This window comes from Alteromonas oceanisediminis (assembly GCF_018474025.1).
GTDB classification, from domain to species: domain Bacteria; phylum Pseudomonadota; class Gammaproteobacteria; order Enterobacterales; family Alteromonadaceae; genus Alteromonas_E; species Alteromonas_E oceanisediminis.
Map to the genome: position 1 here is coordinate 260569 of NZ_JAHCTA010000005.1, position 17557 is coordinate 278125.

Annotated in this window: 13 protein-coding genes; 9 read left to right on the plus strand and 4 right to left on the minus strand. The window is 50.0% G+C overall.

Annotation, left to right across the window (positions count from 1 at the left end; all coding sequences use genetic code 11):
* Positions 1-55 precede the first annotated feature (55 nt).
* From KIU71_RS10690 to tldD, 8 genes are read left to right on the plus strand one after another with little or no spacing between them, the layout of a single operon-like run.
* Positions 56-1102, plus strand: a complete 1047-nt coding sequence (locus KIU71_RS10690; protein ID WP_214131261.1) for a rod shape-determining protein — start codon at positions 56-58, stop codon at positions 1100-1102.
* Between the two features lie 38 nt (positions 1103-1140).
* Positions 1141-1980 carry a rod shape-determining protein MreC gene (gene mreC / locus KIU71_RS10695; protein WP_214131262.1) on the plus strand — a complete coding sequence of 280 codons (840 nt, stop codon included), beginning with the start codon at positions 1141-1143 and terminating at the stop codon, positions 1978-1980.
* Positions 1973-2449 carry a rod shape-determining protein MreD gene (gene mreD / locus KIU71_RS10700; protein ID WP_214131263.1) on the plus strand — a complete coding sequence of 159 codons (477 nt, stop codon included), beginning with the start codon at positions 1973-1975 and terminating at the stop codon, positions 2447-2449. Before mreC ends, mreD begins: the two co-directional genes overlap by 8 nt.
* A gap of 2 nt (positions 2450-2451) precedes the next feature.
* Entirely contained in the window at positions 2452-3066 is a 615-nt protein-coding gene (locus KIU71_RS10705; RefSeq protein WP_214131264.1) for a Maf family protein, read from the plus strand.
* Positions 3063-4529, plus strand: a complete 1467-nt coding sequence (gene rng / locus KIU71_RS10710) for a ribonuclease G (RefSeq protein WP_214131265.1) — start codon at positions 3063-3065, stop codon at positions 4527-4529. Before KIU71_RS10705 ends, rng begins: the two co-directional genes overlap by 4 nt.
* Positions 4526-8395 carry a YhdP family protein gene (locus KIU71_RS10715; protein ID WP_214131266.1) on the plus strand — a complete coding sequence of 1290 codons (3870 nt, stop codon included), beginning with the start codon at positions 4526-4528 and terminating at the stop codon, positions 8393-8395. Before rng ends, KIU71_RS10715 begins: the two co-directional genes overlap by 4 nt.
* The gene (locus KIU71_RS10720) at positions 8388-9227 is read left to right on the plus strand and encodes a carbon-nitrogen hydrolase family protein (protein ID WP_214131267.1); all 840 of its coding nucleotides are present in this window, start codon (positions 8388-8390) and stop codon (positions 9225-9227) included. The genes KIU71_RS10715 and KIU71_RS10720 overlap by 8 nt, the downstream gene beginning before the upstream one ends.
* Positions 9211-10653: a metalloprotease TldD gene (gene tldD, locus KIU71_RS10725; protein ID WP_214131268.1), complete on the plus strand. Its 1443-nt coding sequence runs from the start codon at positions 9211-9213 to the stop codon at positions 10651-10653. The genes KIU71_RS10720 and tldD overlap by 17 nt, the downstream gene beginning before the upstream one ends.
* A gap of 55 nt (positions 10654-10708) precedes the next feature.
* Here tldD and KIU71_RS10730 read toward each other — a convergent pair whose 3' ends face one another.
* Both KIU71_RS10730 and yjgA read right to left on the minus strand, forming a co-directional pair.
* Positions 10709-13123, minus strand: a complete 2415-nt coding sequence (locus tag KIU71_RS10730) for an Ig-like protein, group 1 (protein ID WP_214131269.1) — start codon at positions 13121-13123, stop codon at positions 10709-10711.
* Positions 13124-13127: 4 nt separating this feature from the next.
* Entirely contained in the window at positions 13128-13685 is a 558-nt protein-coding gene (yjgA, locus tag KIU71_RS10735; RefSeq protein WP_214131270.1) for a ribosome biogenesis factor YjgA, read from the minus strand.
* A gap of 71 nt (positions 13686-13756) precedes the next feature.
* On the opposite strand from yjgA, the gene pmbA reads away from it, so the two are divergent.
* Positions 13757-15088, plus strand: a complete 1332-nt coding sequence (pmbA, locus tag KIU71_RS10740; protein WP_214131271.1) for a metalloprotease PmbA — start codon at positions 13757-13759, stop codon at positions 15086-15088.
* 3 nt (positions 15089-15091) lie between these two features.
* Here the strand turns inward: pmbA and arcA are convergent, their stop codons facing one another.
* Positions 15092-15799, minus strand: a complete 708-nt coding sequence (gene arcA, locus KIU71_RS10745) for a two-component system response regulator ArcA (RefSeq protein ID WP_214131272.1) — start codon at positions 15797-15799, stop codon at positions 15092-15094.
* 69 nt (positions 15800-15868) lie between these two features.
* Entirely contained in the window at positions 15869-17548 is a 1680-nt protein-coding gene (locus tag KIU71_RS10750) for a sensor histidine kinase (protein ID WP_214131273.1), read from the minus strand.
* Positions 17549-17557 lie beyond the last annotated feature (9 nt).

The following is a 17557-nucleotide window of genomic DNA, read 5'->3' on the forward strand; positions in this document are numbered from 1 at the left end:
AGCTTGTAATTTACTGGGCGTCACCGTCAGTAAGCATTCACAGAAAAGGCATTTCATGTTTAAAAAGCTTCGGGGCATGTTTTCAAACGACCTGTCTATTGACCTCGGAACGGCCAATACACTTATCTATGTTAAAGATCAGGGCATTGTTCTGAATGAACCTTCCGTTGTTGCGATCCGCCAAGAACGTGCTGGCGGCCCCAAAAGTGTTGCTGCGGTAGGCGCAGAAGCCAAGCAAATGCTGGGGCGAACACCGGGTAATATTCGTGCCATACGGCCGATGAAAGATGGTGTTATCGCCGATTTCTATGTCACTGAAAAAATGCTTCAGCATTTTATTAAACAGGTGCACGACAATAATTTCTTGCGCCCTAGTCCGCGCGTATTGGTTTGTGTGCCTTGCGGCTCAACGCAGGTGGAACGACGTGCAATACGCGAGTCGGCGCTTGGAGCAGGTGCGAGAGAAGTGTTTTTGATTGACGAGCCTATGGCTGCCGCAATCGGCTCTGGGCTACCAGTCAGTGAAGCAACGGGTTCGATGGTGGTTGATATCGGTGGTGGTACGACCGAAGTCGCGATTATTTCACTCAATGGTGTGGTGTACTCTTCATCCGTGCGGATTGGTGGTGATAAGTTCGATGAAGCGATCATCAATTACATTCGACGCAACTTTGGATCGCTCATCGGTGAAGCCACGGCTGAACGTATCAAGCATGAAATCGGTGCGGCTTACCCAGGTGAGGAAGTGCGCGAAATCGAAGTACGCGGGCGAAACTTAGCTGAGGGGGTACCGCGCGGATTTACCCTGAATAGCAACGAAATCTTAGAGGCGTTGCAAGAACCACTTTCTGGTATTGTTTCTGCTGTCATGGTTGCGCTGGAACAGTCTCCTCCGGAACTTGCATCCGACATTTCGGAGCGTGGCATGGTGCTGACCGGCGGTGGTGCATTGTTGAAAGATCTCGACCGGCTGCTGATGGAAGAGACGGGTATTCCGGTCGTCATTGCAGATGATCCTCTTACCCGCGTGGCGCGTGGCGGCGGCAAGGCGTTTGACATGATTGATCTGCACGGCGGCGACCTGTTTAGTTACGAACAATAGTGGTGTAGAGGCAGCCGTAGCGCTGCCTCATTCATAATATGCAGACCATTTTCACGCGAGGGCCCTCACTCAATAATCGACTAACGTTGGCGTTAGTACTGTCTGTCGGCTTGATATTGGTCGATCATAAGTTGAACGGCTTCGACGCCGCGCGTGTTTACCTCAATTCGTTCATGAGCCCCCTTCAATACGTGGCTAACCTGCCGAGTACCATGCTCAACTGGAGCGCAGAACGCGTTACTTCGCAACAGCAACTCATCTCTGAAAACGAATATCTGAGTGAGCAAATGCTATTGATGAGCGAACAGTTGCAACGCTTTCAGATGCTCAAAACTGAAAATCAGCGGTTACGCGCACTGCTCGACGCACCAATACGTGAAAACATCCGCAAAAAAGTTGCGCAATTAATGGCCGTGGACAATAACCCGTTCAGCCATCAGGTGGTGATCAATCGCGGCGCCAGCGACGACGTTTATGTATCGCAACCGGTGTTGGATGAGAGCGGGATTGTCGGGCAGGTCATGGAAGTGGGCTCTACCACAAGCCGAGTACTGTTACTCACCGATGTGACGCACGCACTGCCCGTGCGTTCAGGGCGAAATGGGATACAGTTTATTGTTGTCGGCAGTGGCGCATTGGATGAACTCTATGTTGAGCATGTGGCACACAGTGTTGACATTCAAGTGGGCGACATGCTGTTTTCATCCGGATTAGGCAACGTTTTTCCAGAAGGTTACCCTGTGGCACAGGTGAGCAGCGTTACGCGAGATGAGTCGCGTCCGTTTGCCGTGATTATTGCGACTCCAATGGCCAAGTTAGATCGCTTAAAGCATTTAATGCTGCTGTGGTCAGATAAAGAGGCAGTCGGTGATGAGTAAGCGTTATTCAATCGTGATATTCACTATCGTCGCCGCATTGGTTCTGCAAATCATGCCCATGCCGATCCAAGCCGATTTGTATCGCCCTGATTGGGTCTTGCTGGTGCTGGCGTATTGGACTATGGCGTTACCCAATCGCGTCAACGTTGGGGTCGCATTTTTGTGCGGCTTAGCGATGGACATTCTGCTTGGTACAGCGCTGGGCGTGCATAGTTTTGCATTAAGCGTATCGGTGTACGTGTTAGCCGCCAACTATCAGCGCTTACGTAACTATTCCGTGTGGCAACAAGCCATTGTGATTGCCTTGCTAGGCGCACTCTATCACCTGGTACTTTTCTGGCTGCAACATCTACTGACGAGCATTTATTTTCAATTCGACTACTTATGGCCTGTGTTGTCATCAATGTTAATTTGGCCCTGGGTTTTTTGGTTACTACGCCGCACTCGCCGCCGTTTTAAGGTCTCTTAAACATGAGTGAACAGTATGCTGCAGCACACGCAACACAACGTCCTCTGGTTCTGGCTTCTCAATCGCCGCGCCGAGCGGAATTTTTGCAACTCATGCAATTTCAATTTACCACCATCAGCGCCAACATTGATGAGCGTATCGGTTTACATGAATCACCTGAAGATGCCGTGGCGAGACTGGCTCGTGAGAAAGCACGCGCAGTAAGTGCTGTACTCACCGAGGCGCAAAGAGCCGAGTCTGTCGTACTGGCGTCAGACACCATCGTGGTGATCGATGAATCTGTATTGGGCAAACCAACCGACTTTGATGATTATTGTGCAACACTCAAACGGCTCAGTGGCCGAACTCATCGAGTAATGACCAGCGTGTGTGCGACAAGTGCAGAGGTGGAAAAAACAATGACGCTGACAACACGGGTTACCTTTTGTGAGCTAACAACCAAGGACATACAGCGCTACTGGCAAACGAAAGAGCCGATGGATAAAGCCGGCGGATACGGCATTCAGGGGATCGGCGGCCAGTTTGTCGAGAGCATCAAGGGCAGTTACAGTGCTGTCGTGGGCTTGCCCATGGTTGAAACCCGCCGTTTGCTGAATGAATTTGGAGTGTATGCATGAGCGCCGAGTTACTCATCAATGTCTCACCGTCTGAGTCCCGAGTGGCGTTGATCGAGAATGGAATTTTGCAGGAAATCCACGTTGAGCGGCACACTAAGCGCGGTATCGTGGGTAACATTTATCGCGGTAAAGTCAGCCGGGTATTGCCCGGTATGCAGGCAGCGTTTGTGGATATTGGTTTTGAGAAAGCCGCTTTTCTGCACGCGTCTGATATCGTCATACACAACGAAGTGGTCGACGAAGTGGCCGCGAGCAATATCACCAAGCAAGATATCCGGGAGTTAGTGCGTGATGGGCAGGATATCGTGGTGCAGGTGGTTAAAGATCCGATTGGTACGAAAGGCGCTCGCTTAACCACTGACATTACCATTCCGTCTCGCTATCTGGTGTTTATGCCCAGCGTTACTCACGTTGGCGTTTCACAGCGCATTGAAGAGGAAGCAGAACGCGAGCGCCTGAAAAATCTGGTCAAGGAATTTTGCGACGAAGATGGCGGCTTTATATTGCGTACCGCCGCGGAAGGTGTGAGCGAAACGGAATTGATCCAGGATGCAGAGTTTTTACGCCGCCTATGGTCTAAGATCCAACTGCGTATGAAGCGTAAAAAATCGCACGTATTGTATGAAGACCTACCCTTGGCGCGGCGCGTGTTACGAGACTTTGTCGGTACCGAAATTGATCGCGTTAGGATCGACTCCAATCTGACTTTTCAGGAACTGAATCAGTTCACCAAAGAATACGTACCTGAGCTGAACCGAAAGCTTGAATACTATCAGGGTGAGCGGCCGATTTTTGATTTGTACGACGTAGAAAATGAAACGCAGCGTGCGCTCGACAGACGCGTCAACCTCAAATCCGGCGGTTATTTGATCATCGATCAAACCGAAGCGATGACGACCATCGACATCAATACCGGGGCCTTTGTGGGTCATCGCAATCTCGAAGAAACCATTTTTAATACTAATATCGAAGCAACACAAGCGATTGCTCGTCAGTTACGTTTGCGCAATTTGGGTGGAATGATCCTGATTGATTTCATCGATATGGTTGAACCTGACCACAGAAGACGTGTCTTACATTCACTCGAATTGGCGATGGGCAAAGACAGAGCAAAAAGCAATATTCATGGATTTACGGCGCTTGGCTTAATTGAGATGACGCGTAAACGCACGCGTGAAAGTCTGGAACATGTGTTGTGTGGTGAGTGCCCCGTGTGCAAGGGGCGTGGCTCAATCAAAACGGTTGAAACCATTTGCTTTGAAGTGATGCGTGAAATTGTGCGTGTAAATCGAGCCTATGATGCCGACAAATTTGTGGTCTACGCGGCCCCTGCTGTCGCTGAAGCACTGATGGGAGAGGAATCGCATATGCTGGCCGAACTGGAAGTCTTCGTGTCGCGACAGATTACCGTGCAGGCGGAGCCGCTTTACAATCAGGATAATTTTGACGTGGTAATGATGTGAGTAAGCCGCGCGCTTACCTTGCCTATGGATTGAAAAAAATATGGACATTATTTGCGCTACTGCTGGTGCTTGCAGCGGTGGCTCTGTCACTGTTGCGCCTGTCGCTGCCTTATCTTGATGGCAACAAGCATTTAGTTGAAGACTATATTTCAAGCCATTACGCTGCCGATTTAAAAATTGGGGCAATCTCAGCCACTTGGAGTCGAGTGGGGCCTAGCCTCGTTCTGAACGATGTCACGCTTCGGGACACCGGTAACGACGCGATTGAGCTGTCGATAGAGCGAGTGTTTGTTGAAGTCGATTTCTGGCGTTCATTGCAAGATATGACGCTTCATTCTGAACAATTCGAGTTAAACCGCGCTAACTTCGTGGTTAACACGCAGTTCGCCAATGCCTCCAACAATGAGGCAAATGTGGTGAACATGATAAGCACGCTTTTCCTAGAGCGACTTCAGCGCTTTTCAGTGACAGATTCGCAACTGACAGTGAATACCCAACACAACAGCCAAACTTACATACTGCAGGATGTCAGCTGGTTGAACCAACGCGACCGACATCAAGCTGTTGGGCAATTGCGCATTGCCGAACTGGCGAATAATACTGCGTCTTTTTTGCTTGATCTCACTGGCTCGGCGGATCGCTTAAGCGGCACGCTGTATGCTCAGGGAAGCTCATTGGATTTATCGCCATGGTTTAACGAGTTTACCACTGAGCAGCAAACGCTGCGGGAAAGCCGAGGCAACTTTACGGTGTGGGCAAGCTTTAGGGATTCGTCTTTGTCTCATATGCAAGCGAGTATTCAGCCCAGTCAGTTTGAGTGGCAGTCTGATTCAACGCGTGTGTTAACTGAGATCAAGGGGGGCGACATTGTCATTGAGCCCTCCCCTCGAGGCTGGGTATTTAACATTAATGACCTCGTTCTATCGGCCAATCAACAGCAACTCCACGCAGATTTCCGTGGTCGAATTGACGAGCGTGGTAACGTGCTGGTTGAAACAGGCCAACCCATTACCCTAGCCCCATTGGTGGCTCTGGCACCGTTGTTCATGGAGCCCGAGCAGGTGAGTATCGTTGAGGATATCTCGCCCAGCGGACAAATGCTCAGCCTGACTGCGCAAATACGTCAAGGCGGCGTTGCAGTAAAAGCGGATCTCAGTGATCTCAGCTGGCGTACACTCAACACGCTCCCGGGCTTGCAAGGGTTAGATTCGACCGTCTATTGGTATAAAAATCAGGGGCAGATGGTATTACGTGCCTCAGATACCACTTTAGGCGCAAAAGGTTTGCTGGATGAGGACTTGGCCGTTGAATCATTCAACGCGTCAGTTTATCTCTATCCCTACACAGATGGTGGGTCCACCGACTGGATCGTTTTTAGCGATGATATGCAATTTGTGAGTGATAAGGTCAGTTTTGCACACCAAATGCGGCTCAACCTGACGCAGCAGTCAATGCAGCTCGCGACTCAAATTGATAGATTGCCTGTGGCTGATGTTCCTGCGCTCTTTCCCGAAAATTACATGGGAGAGGAAACCAAAGCTTACCTTACCCGCGCGTTAGGTGAGCAGCCATCAGACGCTGCGCAAGTTACCCGTGCCAAGCTGCTATGGCAGGGCCCTGTGGAACAATTTCCATTCGAACGCAACGAGGGCGTTTTTCAGGCCTTAGTCAATATTCGCAGTGCTCAATTTGTGTTCTCGCCAGAGTGGCCGGCGTTGGACGAGCTTAATATTGACCTGTTGTTTGAAAACGACGCACTGACGATGCGCAGCGCTGCAACGCGTTTACGCAATGTGAAATTAACTGACCTTGTAGCGACTATTCCCAGTTTGTCTGATGGCGAAGTGCTGCAAATTAGTGCGTCTGGCAGCGCCACTGGCGCGGAAGTGGCGGGTCTCATGAACGCGAGTCAAATGCGTGAAAGTTTAGGCAACTTGCTCACCAATGAAGTGATTGTTAACGGTCAATTAAACACTGAGCTAGCCTTAACGATCCCGCTGGGTGACGGTGAAGTGCTTGCCAGCGGCGTCGTGGCATTAGACAACAACCGCGTGGATATCAGCGCTTTGACGCTGCCGCTGACGAAAGTCAGGGGAAAAGTCAGTTTTGTTAATGACAGCGTTACCATCAACACAATTAAAGCCGAGCTGTTTTCTCAACCGGTCACGGTGGCCATGCAAGGCGACAGCGAGACATCCGATTATGTGGCGCATATTGATGTTAAAGGCCAGTGGGACGTCGGGAAGTTGCTGGATGACTATTATCCTTCCATGAGAGGCTACGCCAGAGGCCAAACGGATATGCAAACCGTCGTCGACCTTCGTTTGGGTGATGATTCGTTTGACTACACAGCAGCGCTTAGCGCCTCATTGCGCGATACTGAGCTTTCGCTACCGGCACCTTTTACCAGCCCTAAAGGAGAGTCGATCCCGCTGCACATTACATCACAAGGCAACAATCAGGCGTCAGTTATCGAAGCTATGCTAGCTGATGAAGTGACCTTTAACGGTGTACTTCCTCACGCTGAAGCACATTTCTCGCGCGCGCATTTGACCATCGGTGAAAATCCACTGACTAACTTAGGCGTTGGTTTCAGTATCTCCGCGGCCCTACCGACCATTTCGGTTGAGCCTTGGCTGGATCTGGTAGCCGCGATTTCAGATAATTTGCAAACCAGTGAGGAGGCATTGTTTACGTTGCCTGAAAGAGTATTTATCACAGCGGACACCTTAACTCTGGCGGGCAATCAGATTGAAAATGCCAACGTTGTGGGTAAATATCGCCAGGGTAACTGGGACGTGGATATCAGTAGCCAACAAGTCAAAGCAAATGTATACGTACATCAGGACTGGCGCGTTCGAGGCGTGGATATTCAAGCTGATTTTGTACGCCTTGATACTTTCAGCGAAGATGCCGGCGCCGGTCGCAACGCTCGCGCCGATGCGATGCCACCACTGCGGTTTCGTTGTGAACAGTGCAAAGTGGGCGAGATTGATCTCGGTGCGGTGATCGTTGATGGCGTACCCTCTGAGCAAGGTTATGAGTTCGAGCGGATCGCGATCGACAATGGATTGGGGGAAATTAACGCAGAAGGCGTTTGGCGAATGTCTGAGCGAGGCACTTCCACTTCATTTTCAGGGCGGTTGCAAAGTGGCGATATTGGGCAGTTATTGAAACAATCAGGCTTTGATACCGGTATCAAAGACTCAGAAGCCGACCTTGAATTTTTACTCACATGGCCAGATTCACCGTGGAGTATTGATTTCGCATCACTCGATGGCGAAGTTGACTGGTCACTCACGGATGGTTATATCACCGAAGTCAGCGACAAAGGCTCACGAATTTTTACTTTGTTCAGTTTCAATTCGCTCATCAGAAAACTCAGTCTGGATTTTCGAGATGTGTTTGCCCAAGGCTTTTTCTATGACGATATTGAGGGCAGCCTGCAGATTGATAAAGGCCGCGCCGCAACTCAGGACACGGTAGTTGACGGTGGTGCAGGCGAGATCACGATTAACGGGTATACTGATCTCGCCACGAATCAAATCAACTATCAGTTTTCCTTTACACCGAACGTAACAGGGAACCTCCCTGTACTGATGTACTTTATGGTTAACCCGCCAACAGCGCTGGCAGCACTTGCACTAGACAGGGTACTCACATCGGCTAAAGTTATCTCAAACATTAACTACTCAGTCACAGGCACACTCGATGCCCCGGTGTTCAATGAAGTGGGTCGAGACAGTACTGAAGTGGAAATACCCGCACGGCTAAATACCGATGAGGCGGTGATAGAGCCAGGCAGTGAAACCAGCTTTGTTGCGCCAGAACCGGTATCGGTTAGAACGGAGGTAGATTATGACTAACGTCACTGCAATCCAGATGATTTCTACGCCAGAGGTTGATGAGAATCTGGCTCAACTCACGGAACAACTTGATCAATTATCGATTTCAGCACCGCATCTCGTTGTGCTGCCGGAATGTTTTGCCCGCTTTGGTAGCTCAGACAAACAACAATTGGCGTTAGCGCAAGAGCAGGCAAAAGCGCAAGATGGCACATCAATTTTTGCTCGCTTACAGCAAATTGCCAGTCACTATCAAGTGTGGCTGGTGTGCGGCACTGTACCTGCACCCAGTGACAGTGCTGACCACTTCAGAGCAAGATGCTGGGTGATAGACGACAAAGGCCAATACGTCACGCACTACGACAAAATTCATTTGTTCGATGTGAGTGTTGACGATTCAACCGGAGACTATAAAGAATCGCGTTTTACCGAACCCGGCGAGAGGGTGGTCACCTTCGATTCGCCGTTTGGTCGGGTGGGTTTAGCGGTGTGTTACGACGTACGATTTCCGGGCTTGTTTCAAGCCATGCCTGACGTTGATGTTGTTGTGTTACCGAGCGCGTTTACCCAAAAAACCGGCGAAGCGCACTGGCATGCTTTGTTGAAAGCACGAAGCATAGAATTACAAGCCTTCATGGTGGGAGCTAATCAGGGCGGCGTTCACGCAAATGGTAGAGAAACCTACGGCAACAGCGTGATATATTCCCCATGGGGTAAGCAATTGGCGCTTATTGAAAAAGGCGTGGGTAGCGTCACTGCGCCCTTGAAACTATCCGAAATACCTAAAATTCGCCAATCGATGCCGATTATGCAGCATAAAAAATTCAGGAGTCATTTTGACAAATCGAGTTGAAAATAACCTTCTCAACGCCTCTGAGCTTAGCGTGTCAGACCTAGACAATGCACTGAGTACATTGTTAGGGCATAAAAATGACTTTGCCGACTTATATTTTCAGTCCAGCGCGCACGAAAGCTGGGTGCTTGAAGATGGCATCATCAAAGAAGGCAGTTATAACATTGAACGCGGCGTAGGTGTTCGTGCTGTGAGTGGCGAAAAAACGGGTTTTGCGTACTCCGATGCACTGACTACCGAGGCGTTGATGAAAGCGTGTCGTGCGGCGCGCACCATTGCCGATGAAGGGGGTACCGCCTCAGCGAAAGCGTTAGCGCCAGCACACACCAAAGCCCTCTATACCGAAGCTGACCCGCTTAAAGGGTTTGCGGAGCAGGATAAAATCGCCTTATTGCGCCACGTGGATGACTACATCCGTCAACAAGAGCCGCAAATAAAACAAGTTATTGTCAGTTTAAGTGGTGTCTATGAAGAGATCTTGGTTGCGGCCAGTGATGGCACCTTCGCAACTGATATCCGCCCGCTAGTACGACTTAACTGTTCCGTGCTGGTGGACAAAGATGGCCGAAGAGAGCGCGGCAGTGCCGGCATGGGCGGGCGCTACACCTATGACTTTTTAACCGGCGCCGATGACGGTAAGCCGCGCTTTGAACAACTTGCCGATGAAGCTTTGCACATGGCGCGGGTGAATCTCCGCGCAATACCCGCACCGGCGGGTACGATGCCGGTAGTGTTAGGCAGTGGGTGGCCCGGTGTGTTACTGCATGAAGCGGTAGGCCATGGGTTGGAAGGCGACTTTAATCGTAAAGGCGCATCAACATTTAGCGGTCGTGTGGGTCAGCAAGTTGCGGCCAAAGGCGTTACCGTTGTTGACGATGGCACGTTAAAAGACCGTCGTGGCTCGCTCTCCATTGATGACGAAGGCACACCGTCGCAGACGAATATACTGATCAAAGATGGCGTCCTGAAAGGTTACATGCAAGATAAGTTAAACGCCCGTTTAATGGGGGTAAAACCGACCGGAAACGGACGCAGAGAATCCTATGCGCATTTGCCGATGCCGCGAATGACCAATACGTATATGCTTGGTGGTGAACATACGCCAGAAGATATCATCGCGAGTATCGAAAAGGGGGTGTATGCGCCTAATTTCGGTGGCGGCCAAGTTGATATAACGTCGGGCAAGTTTGTGTTCTCAACATCTGAAGCCTATTTGATTGAAAACGGCCAAATTACGACACCAATAAAAGGCGCAACATTGATTGGAAATGGCCCTCAAGTCATGCAGAAAATTTCAATGATCGGCAATGATATGTGTCTGGATAAAGGCGTGGGTGTTTGCGGGAAAGACGGTCAGAGCGTACCCGTGGGAGTCGGTCAGCCAACATTGAAAGTGGATGAGCTGACTGTGGGTGGCACCGCGTAGCGCGCTTCACGCCGTTAACCTCAGGTTAACGGCGCAATACCGTCAATCGGCGGTTTTACTCCAGTCGTACAACGATACTGAGCGTAGTATCAACACCGCTGGGTGACGTAATGGTTGCCGTTACTGTGCTGTTGATTGGATCATCTGTCGCGATTAAATCGTTGGTTAATACAAACTGCCTTACACTTTCTCCGGCGCGGGTACTTTTACGCACTGGCGTATCGATCTCACCCGCCAGGTCACCGTTATTTGCCGTAATCAGAACCTGACTCGTGCTCGGCATTGGTTGGCCTGCGGTGTCACTGAACAGTAATCGAATGGTCGCACTATCGCCTCTTGGTATGGATAACACTGGCGCGGAAGGTGACCCAGTTGCGGTGCTGGCTAGCTCTGCGCCATTGGAAACATAGCGCATAATGGCCGATGATGATGACATGATCATGATCAATGCTCGGCGCACATGAATGCCGGACGCTCCGCAGTTCGCCGCGTCACACTGCGGCCCGTCAAACAAGGTGTTGGCATCGGTAAAGTTGCCCGAACCATTAAAGTCCAAGAAAGTCTCATTGACGTCGAAGATGTCGTTTTCGTTATCATCTCGCCATGCTTCAGACATATCTACAAATCCGGTTGACGTGGGCGTCGCAATGTTAAAACCGCTGTCGACACCCAGGCTAAGCGCCCCACCATCTGCATCGTCATACACATTGTTACCGTTGCTATCAATCAGCGTTTCGTGACCAATAGCCGTAGCCAGAATAGTGATCCGGTGATCATCCACACGTGGGTCGGCGCTGGTCCAGGTCACGCTGCAACTGCCGCTGCTTGTCACGCAGCTAGGTTGGATCTGACCGCCTTCTGTAGTGAACGCTACCGCAGTGCCATCGGGAACTGGGTTATTAAACGAATCGGCTAAAAAGGCAGTCACAGTGACTTCGTTGCCATCAATGCTGTTTGCTTCAGGATTCGGGTTAGAGGTGGAGAGCGAGAAGCTATTTTGATCCGGTAAACCGGTGTTCACTGTTAATAAATCGGATTGCGTTGAGATATCCTGATCGTTCTCACCTTCAACTGTCGCGGTAACCCGCACAGAGGTAGGCACTGATCCCGCTGTTACGCGAGTACTGACTTGGCCCTGTGAGTTAGTTAAGCCCTCGACGGGTGATAGCGTCAGGCCGCCAATAGTGGTATTCAACGAAAAGCTGACCGGCTTCTGCGCCAGCGGGTTGCCAAGCGCACCATTCACCTGAAAGGTAATGGTTGAGACAGACTCACTGCCTTGCCCACCGGTGCCTTGTAAAACAATGCTTGCAGGTTCGGCTGATATAAATTCAATCGAGCCAATAGATTCGGGTTGAAGCTCCACAGAACGACTGACGCTAAACGGCGTGCTATTGACCAGTACCGTGGCCGTAATAATATCGTCATTACCGCTACCGCCAGCACAATTGATGTCTTCGTAGGTTGATGACGCACGGCCGTTCACCGTAGAAACCGTTTGGTCAATTGTCGCTTTACCGTCTGTAACACAGCTTGAAGTAAAGCTAATCGGTGTGCTGCCAATAATCGGGTTTCCTTCCGAATCTGCCAAACCAACCGACAATCCCAATGTGGCACCCGCGCTGATCACAACATCTTCGTCGGCAGCAAGACCTGAGACACCCAGTACGCCTTCAACAAAATCAGCACCCTCAAAATAGCCTATACGCACAGTATCTTCTTCAACCGCATCAACCGATTGAATTTCGTAGTTAAGTGTGGCGGTTTGCTGCCCGGTATCGTCACCTGCAACGGTAATTGTTGCGATGCCAGCACCTACTGAATCAGGTGCTGCACTTAATTGTGTCTCTGCACTGCCCTGCGCATTAGTTAGCGCGTCAGTAATCGAGAGTTCTCCGCGGGTGACGCTAAACTGAATAATTTCGTTGGCCACAGGCTCACCACTAACATCCTGCAAGGTTGCGACTAAGCGAACCTGTTGGTTTGCTTTAAATCGCTGAGTAGGCTCGCCATTCTGACCGACCATACGCAACTGAATTTGCGCATCTGGCGTTTCATTACCTTGACTGGCAACGTATTCAATCCCGGCAATCGCTTGCGCCGAATCGTAACTGGCGACGACCTGCGCCGCGCCAATATTACTGCCGTCTGATGTGATAAACACCTGAGCAATGCCGGCGGCGTCGGTTAATTTAGTCGCCACATCCAGGCTACCAATACCACTGCTGAACGCCACAACCTCATTGCTAAATGGGCTATTATCCCGAGTCAATGAAGCTTGCACACAAATACGTTCATCGACCGTGAAACTGTTGTCACTTACGGGATCGCAATTGCTATCCAGTATGGACAAACTCAAGGCAACGACCGGTTCCCCAGGCAAGGGGTCGTTGGTGTTTTCACCCGATGAGCCGTTACATGCAGTGATCAGGAACAGTGCGGTGGAGAGGAAAAACAGCTTTAAAGTCATAGGATTACTCTTGTATGGTATCTTTTAAATACTTAAACAGCTCGCGTGACGCACTGGGCGCTGCGTTATCGCGGTGTTGCTTGGCGGCCTTGCGCTGAAGCTGACGTAGCTTTTGCCGCTCCAGTGCAGGGTACTCCGACACCAAGGACTCAACCACATCTTCACCCCGCTCAGAAAGGCCCTGCTTGACTATCTTATCTCGCCAATGCTCAAGCATATGAAAATGCGCATTGGCTTGAGCATGCTGGCTATCAAGCAAGTTAACGGCGTGCTCAATCGGTTGTGTGTCGCGACTGCGCATCAACTTACCTAAGAATTGCAACTGACGCCGAAAACCATCTTTTTTACGATTGATCCGGCGTGCTTCATTCACAGCGTCGGCAAGCGCCTCATCCAGTGGCATCTTGCTTAAGTTCGCATCCGTCATATTCACCAGTACTTCGGCCAGCTTCTGCTTTGCTTCTGCTTCTCGTTTCAGTTGTGATTTGCTTTTTTCCTCATCGATCTGCTCATTTGAGTCAGCAAACCAGTCATCAGGTTGTTGTGAGTTTGAGGCAGTCATTTCGGTTTCTTTGATGTTACACTTGTTGTGATTGTAACGTGGCGATACGCCAGTGGGTAGTGAAACTTAGAATGCATATTGAACAACAGCTTGATGAAGTCAAAAATGTGGTTGCCGACGCGCTAAAATTTGCACAGCGCAAAGGCGCAACTCATGCGGAAGCCAGCATGTCACGGGTTGAGGGCATTGCGGTCTCGGCGCGCTTAGGCGAAGTAGAGAATGTCGAATTTACCAATGATGGTGGGTTGGGTATCTCGGTGTATGTCGGCCAGCGCAAAGGCAGCGCGTCCACAGCGGATCTAAGCCCTAAAGCACTCCAACAGACCGTGGAAAAAGCGGTTGATATTGCGCGCTTCACGAATGACGATCCCTGCAGCGGCCTGGCCGATGCAGCGCTTATTGCCCGCACTATTCCCGACTGCGACCTGTATCACCCGATTGAACTGGATGCCAAACAAGGTTTGGCGCTTGCGCTAGAGGCGGAGAGCGTTGCAATGTCTGCGGATAAACGGATCACGAATTCCGATGGCGCGTCATACAACGCAAATCTGGGCTTGCGTGTGTACGGTAATACGCATGGCATATTAGCGGGCTACCCGAGTAGCCGATACAGTTTGAGCTGTGTTGTTATTGGTGAACAAGATGGCGAAATGCAACGTGATTACAGCTACACAGTTGACCGCAAAGCGCATCGTCTTCATTCCGCCCAGCAAGTGGGTGAAGAAGCAGCGCGTTTTACACTAGAGAGATTAGGCGCTCGCAAAATCGACACCGCCAGCGTGCCTATCTTATTTTCACGCGACATTGCGAGTAGCCTGTTTGGACATTTTATCAGCGCTATCAGTGGTGGCAGTTTATATCGGGAATCGAGCTTTCTACTGGATAGTAAAGGAAAACAGTTGTTTCCGAATTGGCTATGTATTGATGAGAAACCGCATACTCCAGCGGGGCTAGCCAGTTCACCTTTCGACCATGAAGGTGTCGCAACTCAGGATGCTGTCATTGTGGATCACGGCGTGCTACAAGACTATCTACTCACCAGCTATTCTGCACGTAAGTTAGGGCTCACTACCAATGGGCATGCAGGAGGGATTCATAACTGGCAAATTTCGCACACAGGTGAATCCGATCAGCAACTACTGGCTAAGATGGGCACGGGATTACTCGTTACTGAACTTATGGGCCAGGGTGTAAACATTGTAAATGGTGATTACTCACGCGGTGCTGCAGGGTTCTGGGTGGAAAATGGCGTTATCCAATACCCTGTTCATGAAGTGACTATTGCTGGATCGCTGGCGGACATGTTCGCTAATATTGTTGCGGTGGGCGCTGTACAGGAATGCCGTGGCTCTATCAGTACCGGCTCAGTGCTCGTTGAGAAGATGCACGTCGCCGGTCATTAATCATTACGCGTCGACGCTGCCGCAAAAACGGTAGCCTTCACCATGGATGGTGACGATAAGCTCGATATCGCCGGGCTCAGACTCAAAGTGTTTGCGAATACGGCGAATGGTCACATCCACAGTACGGTCATTCGGTCGCAACTCGCGCCCAGTCATCTCCATAATGAGTTGCTCACGAGTGAGAATCTTGCCGGGGTTGCTCAAAAACAAATGCAATGCCCGAAATTCGCTACGCGGCAGCCTGAATTCGTGGCCATTTGGCGAAATCAAAGAACGGCTATCACCATCCAGCGTCCAACCATTGAAGCTTACGCGGCTAGGTAAGTCGTCATCATCCGCGGCGTTGTTTGTGCGAGAAAGAAGATTACGCGCGCGTATGGTTAATTCACGTGGGTTAAAGGGCTTAGTCAGATAATCATCCGCGCCAATTTCCAGACCAAGGATCCGATCGACATCGTTATCTCGGCCAGTGAGGAAAATCAGGCCGACGTTTTTACGATTACGGACTTCGCGTGCCAGGATCAAGCCATTCTTACCCGGCAGATTGATATCCATAATCACAAGGTTAATGGGGTGATTAGTAAAGAAATCATGCATTTGGTCGCCATTTTCGGCCTCAAATACATTGTATCCTTCAGCTTCAAACAGACTCTTCAGCGTAGTGCGAGTCACTACTTCATCTTCAACAATTAAAATATTGGGCGTTTGCATTGTTCTTTTACCGTGTCTAAATCGCGTTTTTCCTCACCACAGAGTAAGGATTAATCTACCAAATTCAAGTTATTCATAACGTCCGCTTAACACTTTGTCAGCTTCCATCACACGCACTGGGAAAATTATATCAAACTTCACACCATGATCTTTCTGGCTTTCGACCGTGATCGACCCATTTAACGCTTGCGTAACGAGATTATAGACCAAATGCATTCCCAGACCCGAACCGCCTTGGCCACGCTTCGTGGTGACAAACGGATCGAAGATACGCTTGCGTAAATCTTCGCCGATGCCGCGGCCGTTGTCAGTGTACGTTAACTTTAAATTTCGTTTGCCAACAATTTCTGCGTGTATAACGATTTCGCCCTGTTCAATACCATCAAATCCATGCAACAGAGAATTCATGATCAAATTGATCAGGATCTGGTTGATTGGGCCCGCCTTCGACTCAATACACAGCGCGTCATCGCACTCAACCACAATAGTGTGCTTTAGTTTCTTTAAGCGCGGGCGCAAAGATAGCAGTATTTCGTCAATAAGCTGGGCTAACGCAAAAACGCGGCTATTTTCAGAGGATTGATCAACGGCGACTTGCTTGAAGCTAGAGATCAATTCAGCTGCGCGATTAAGATTACGATAAATGATATTGAGATTCTCTTCGCCCTCGTCAATGAACTTCTGCATCGAACTGGCTTTCAGGCTCTTATTTTCAAAGTCATCTTTAAGCGTTTTGAGGCGATCTAACATCATCGTTGATGCGGTGACCCCCAATCCAATCGGAGTATTAACCTCATGAGCAACTCCCGCCACCATATCACCCAGCGAAGCCATTTTTTCGTTTTGCACGATTTGTCGTTGGAACTGATGCAGTTTTTCCAAGGTTTGAATCAGTTCTTGGTTGGCTTCTTTCAAGGCTGTTGTTCTTTGCCCGACCATTTCTTCAAGCCCGGCGTTGAGCGACTGATATTCTTGTTCCATTTGGTGGTTCTTCTCAACGTATCCTTGCATACGTTTAAGCAGTGTATTGAGTGCATCACTTAACTCGCCAAGGTCGGCTGTGCTGGCAACCGACACATGCGCGCCGTATTCGCCGGTGCGCGCGACACGTCGCATAAACTGTGTAAGCGTATGTATGGGGTCGGTAATGATGCGCTGGAAGCGCCATGCCAAAAACCCGCTCATGGCCAATACGGCAACAATCAACGCGATGCTGCGCGTCATTGCGCTGTACATGTAGCCTTGGTATTGCTGGTCGCTAACGCGGATATACAGTAAACCGATTTCGCCCATTTCCCCGACAATCGGGTACATGTATTCGAAACTTCCGTCGCCGGCCTTGGGCTCTAAAAGTCTGGCAAGGTCATTGCTGTTACGTTTGGGTTGTTTGGGCTGGCCAATCTTGTCATAGGTGGTCTGAATATTATCATTGCTCAGTGCATTTTCACCGGTGCCCAACGGGTTTAGATAGACGTGCACGGTCAGGATCGAGGGAATACTGTCAAGATGTTGGAGCACATCATCTGGCCAGCCGCGCGAGTCGTTTCGATAGAGCTTTTCAACGGTGATGATTTGTTCAGATATCAGATGAGCAAGATTACGAATATCACTCAATCGTTCCGCTTTATGATGCTGGTGTTCGGTAATGAGTTTTAAACTAACGGCAGCGCCCAACGTAATTGCAGAAACCAACATAACAAGTGTGATGAAGAGAAACTTTATCGAAAGCTTGCTTGAATGGTCAGCCATCGTGCTGTG

What these genes read in the sequence shown, in the direction of transcription:
- KIU71_RS10690 (WP_214131261.1), top strand. Translation starts at nt 56, where the DNA reads ATGTTTAAAAAGCTTCGGGGCATGTTTTCAAACGACCTGTCTATTGAC.
- mreC (WP_214131262.1), top strand. Translation starts at nt 1,141, where the DNA reads ATGCAGACCATTTTCACGCGAGGGCCCTCACTCAATAATCGACTAACG.
- mreD (WP_214131263.1), top strand. Translation starts at nt 1,973, where the DNA reads ATGAGTAAGCGTTATTCAATCGTGATATTCACTATCGTCGCCGCATTG.
- KIU71_RS10705 (WP_214131264.1), top strand. Translation starts at nt 2,452, where the DNA reads ATGAGTGAACAGTATGCTGCAGCACACGCAACACAACGTCCTCTGGTT.
- rng (WP_214131265.1), top strand. Translation starts at nt 3,063, where the DNA reads ATGAGCGCCGAGTTACTCATCAATGTCTCACCGTCTGAGTCCCGAGTG.
- KIU71_RS10720 (WP_214131267.1), top strand. Translation starts at nt 8,388, where the DNA reads ATGACTAACGTCACTGCAATCCAGATGATTTCTACGCCAGAGGTTGAT.
- KIU71_RS10730 (WP_214131269.1), bottom strand. Translation starts at nt 13,123, where the DNA reads ATGACTTTAAAGCTGTTTTTCCTCTCCACCGCACTGTTCCTGATCACT.
- yjgA (WP_214131270.1), bottom strand. Translation starts at nt 13,685, where the DNA reads ATGACTGCCTCAAACTCACAACAACCTGATGACTGGTTTGCTGACTCA.
- pmbA (WP_214131271.1), top strand. Translation starts at nt 13,757, where the DNA reads ATGCATATTGAACAACAGCTTGATGAAGTCAAAAATGTGGTTGCCGAC.
- arcA (WP_214131272.1), bottom strand. Translation starts at nt 15,799, where the DNA reads ATGCAAACGCCCAATATTTTAATTGTTGAAGATGAAGTAGTGACTCGC.
- KIU71_RS10750 (WP_214131273.1), bottom strand. Translation starts at nt 17,548, where the DNA reads ATGGCTGACCATTCAAGCAAGCTTTCGATAAAGTTTCTCTTCATCACA.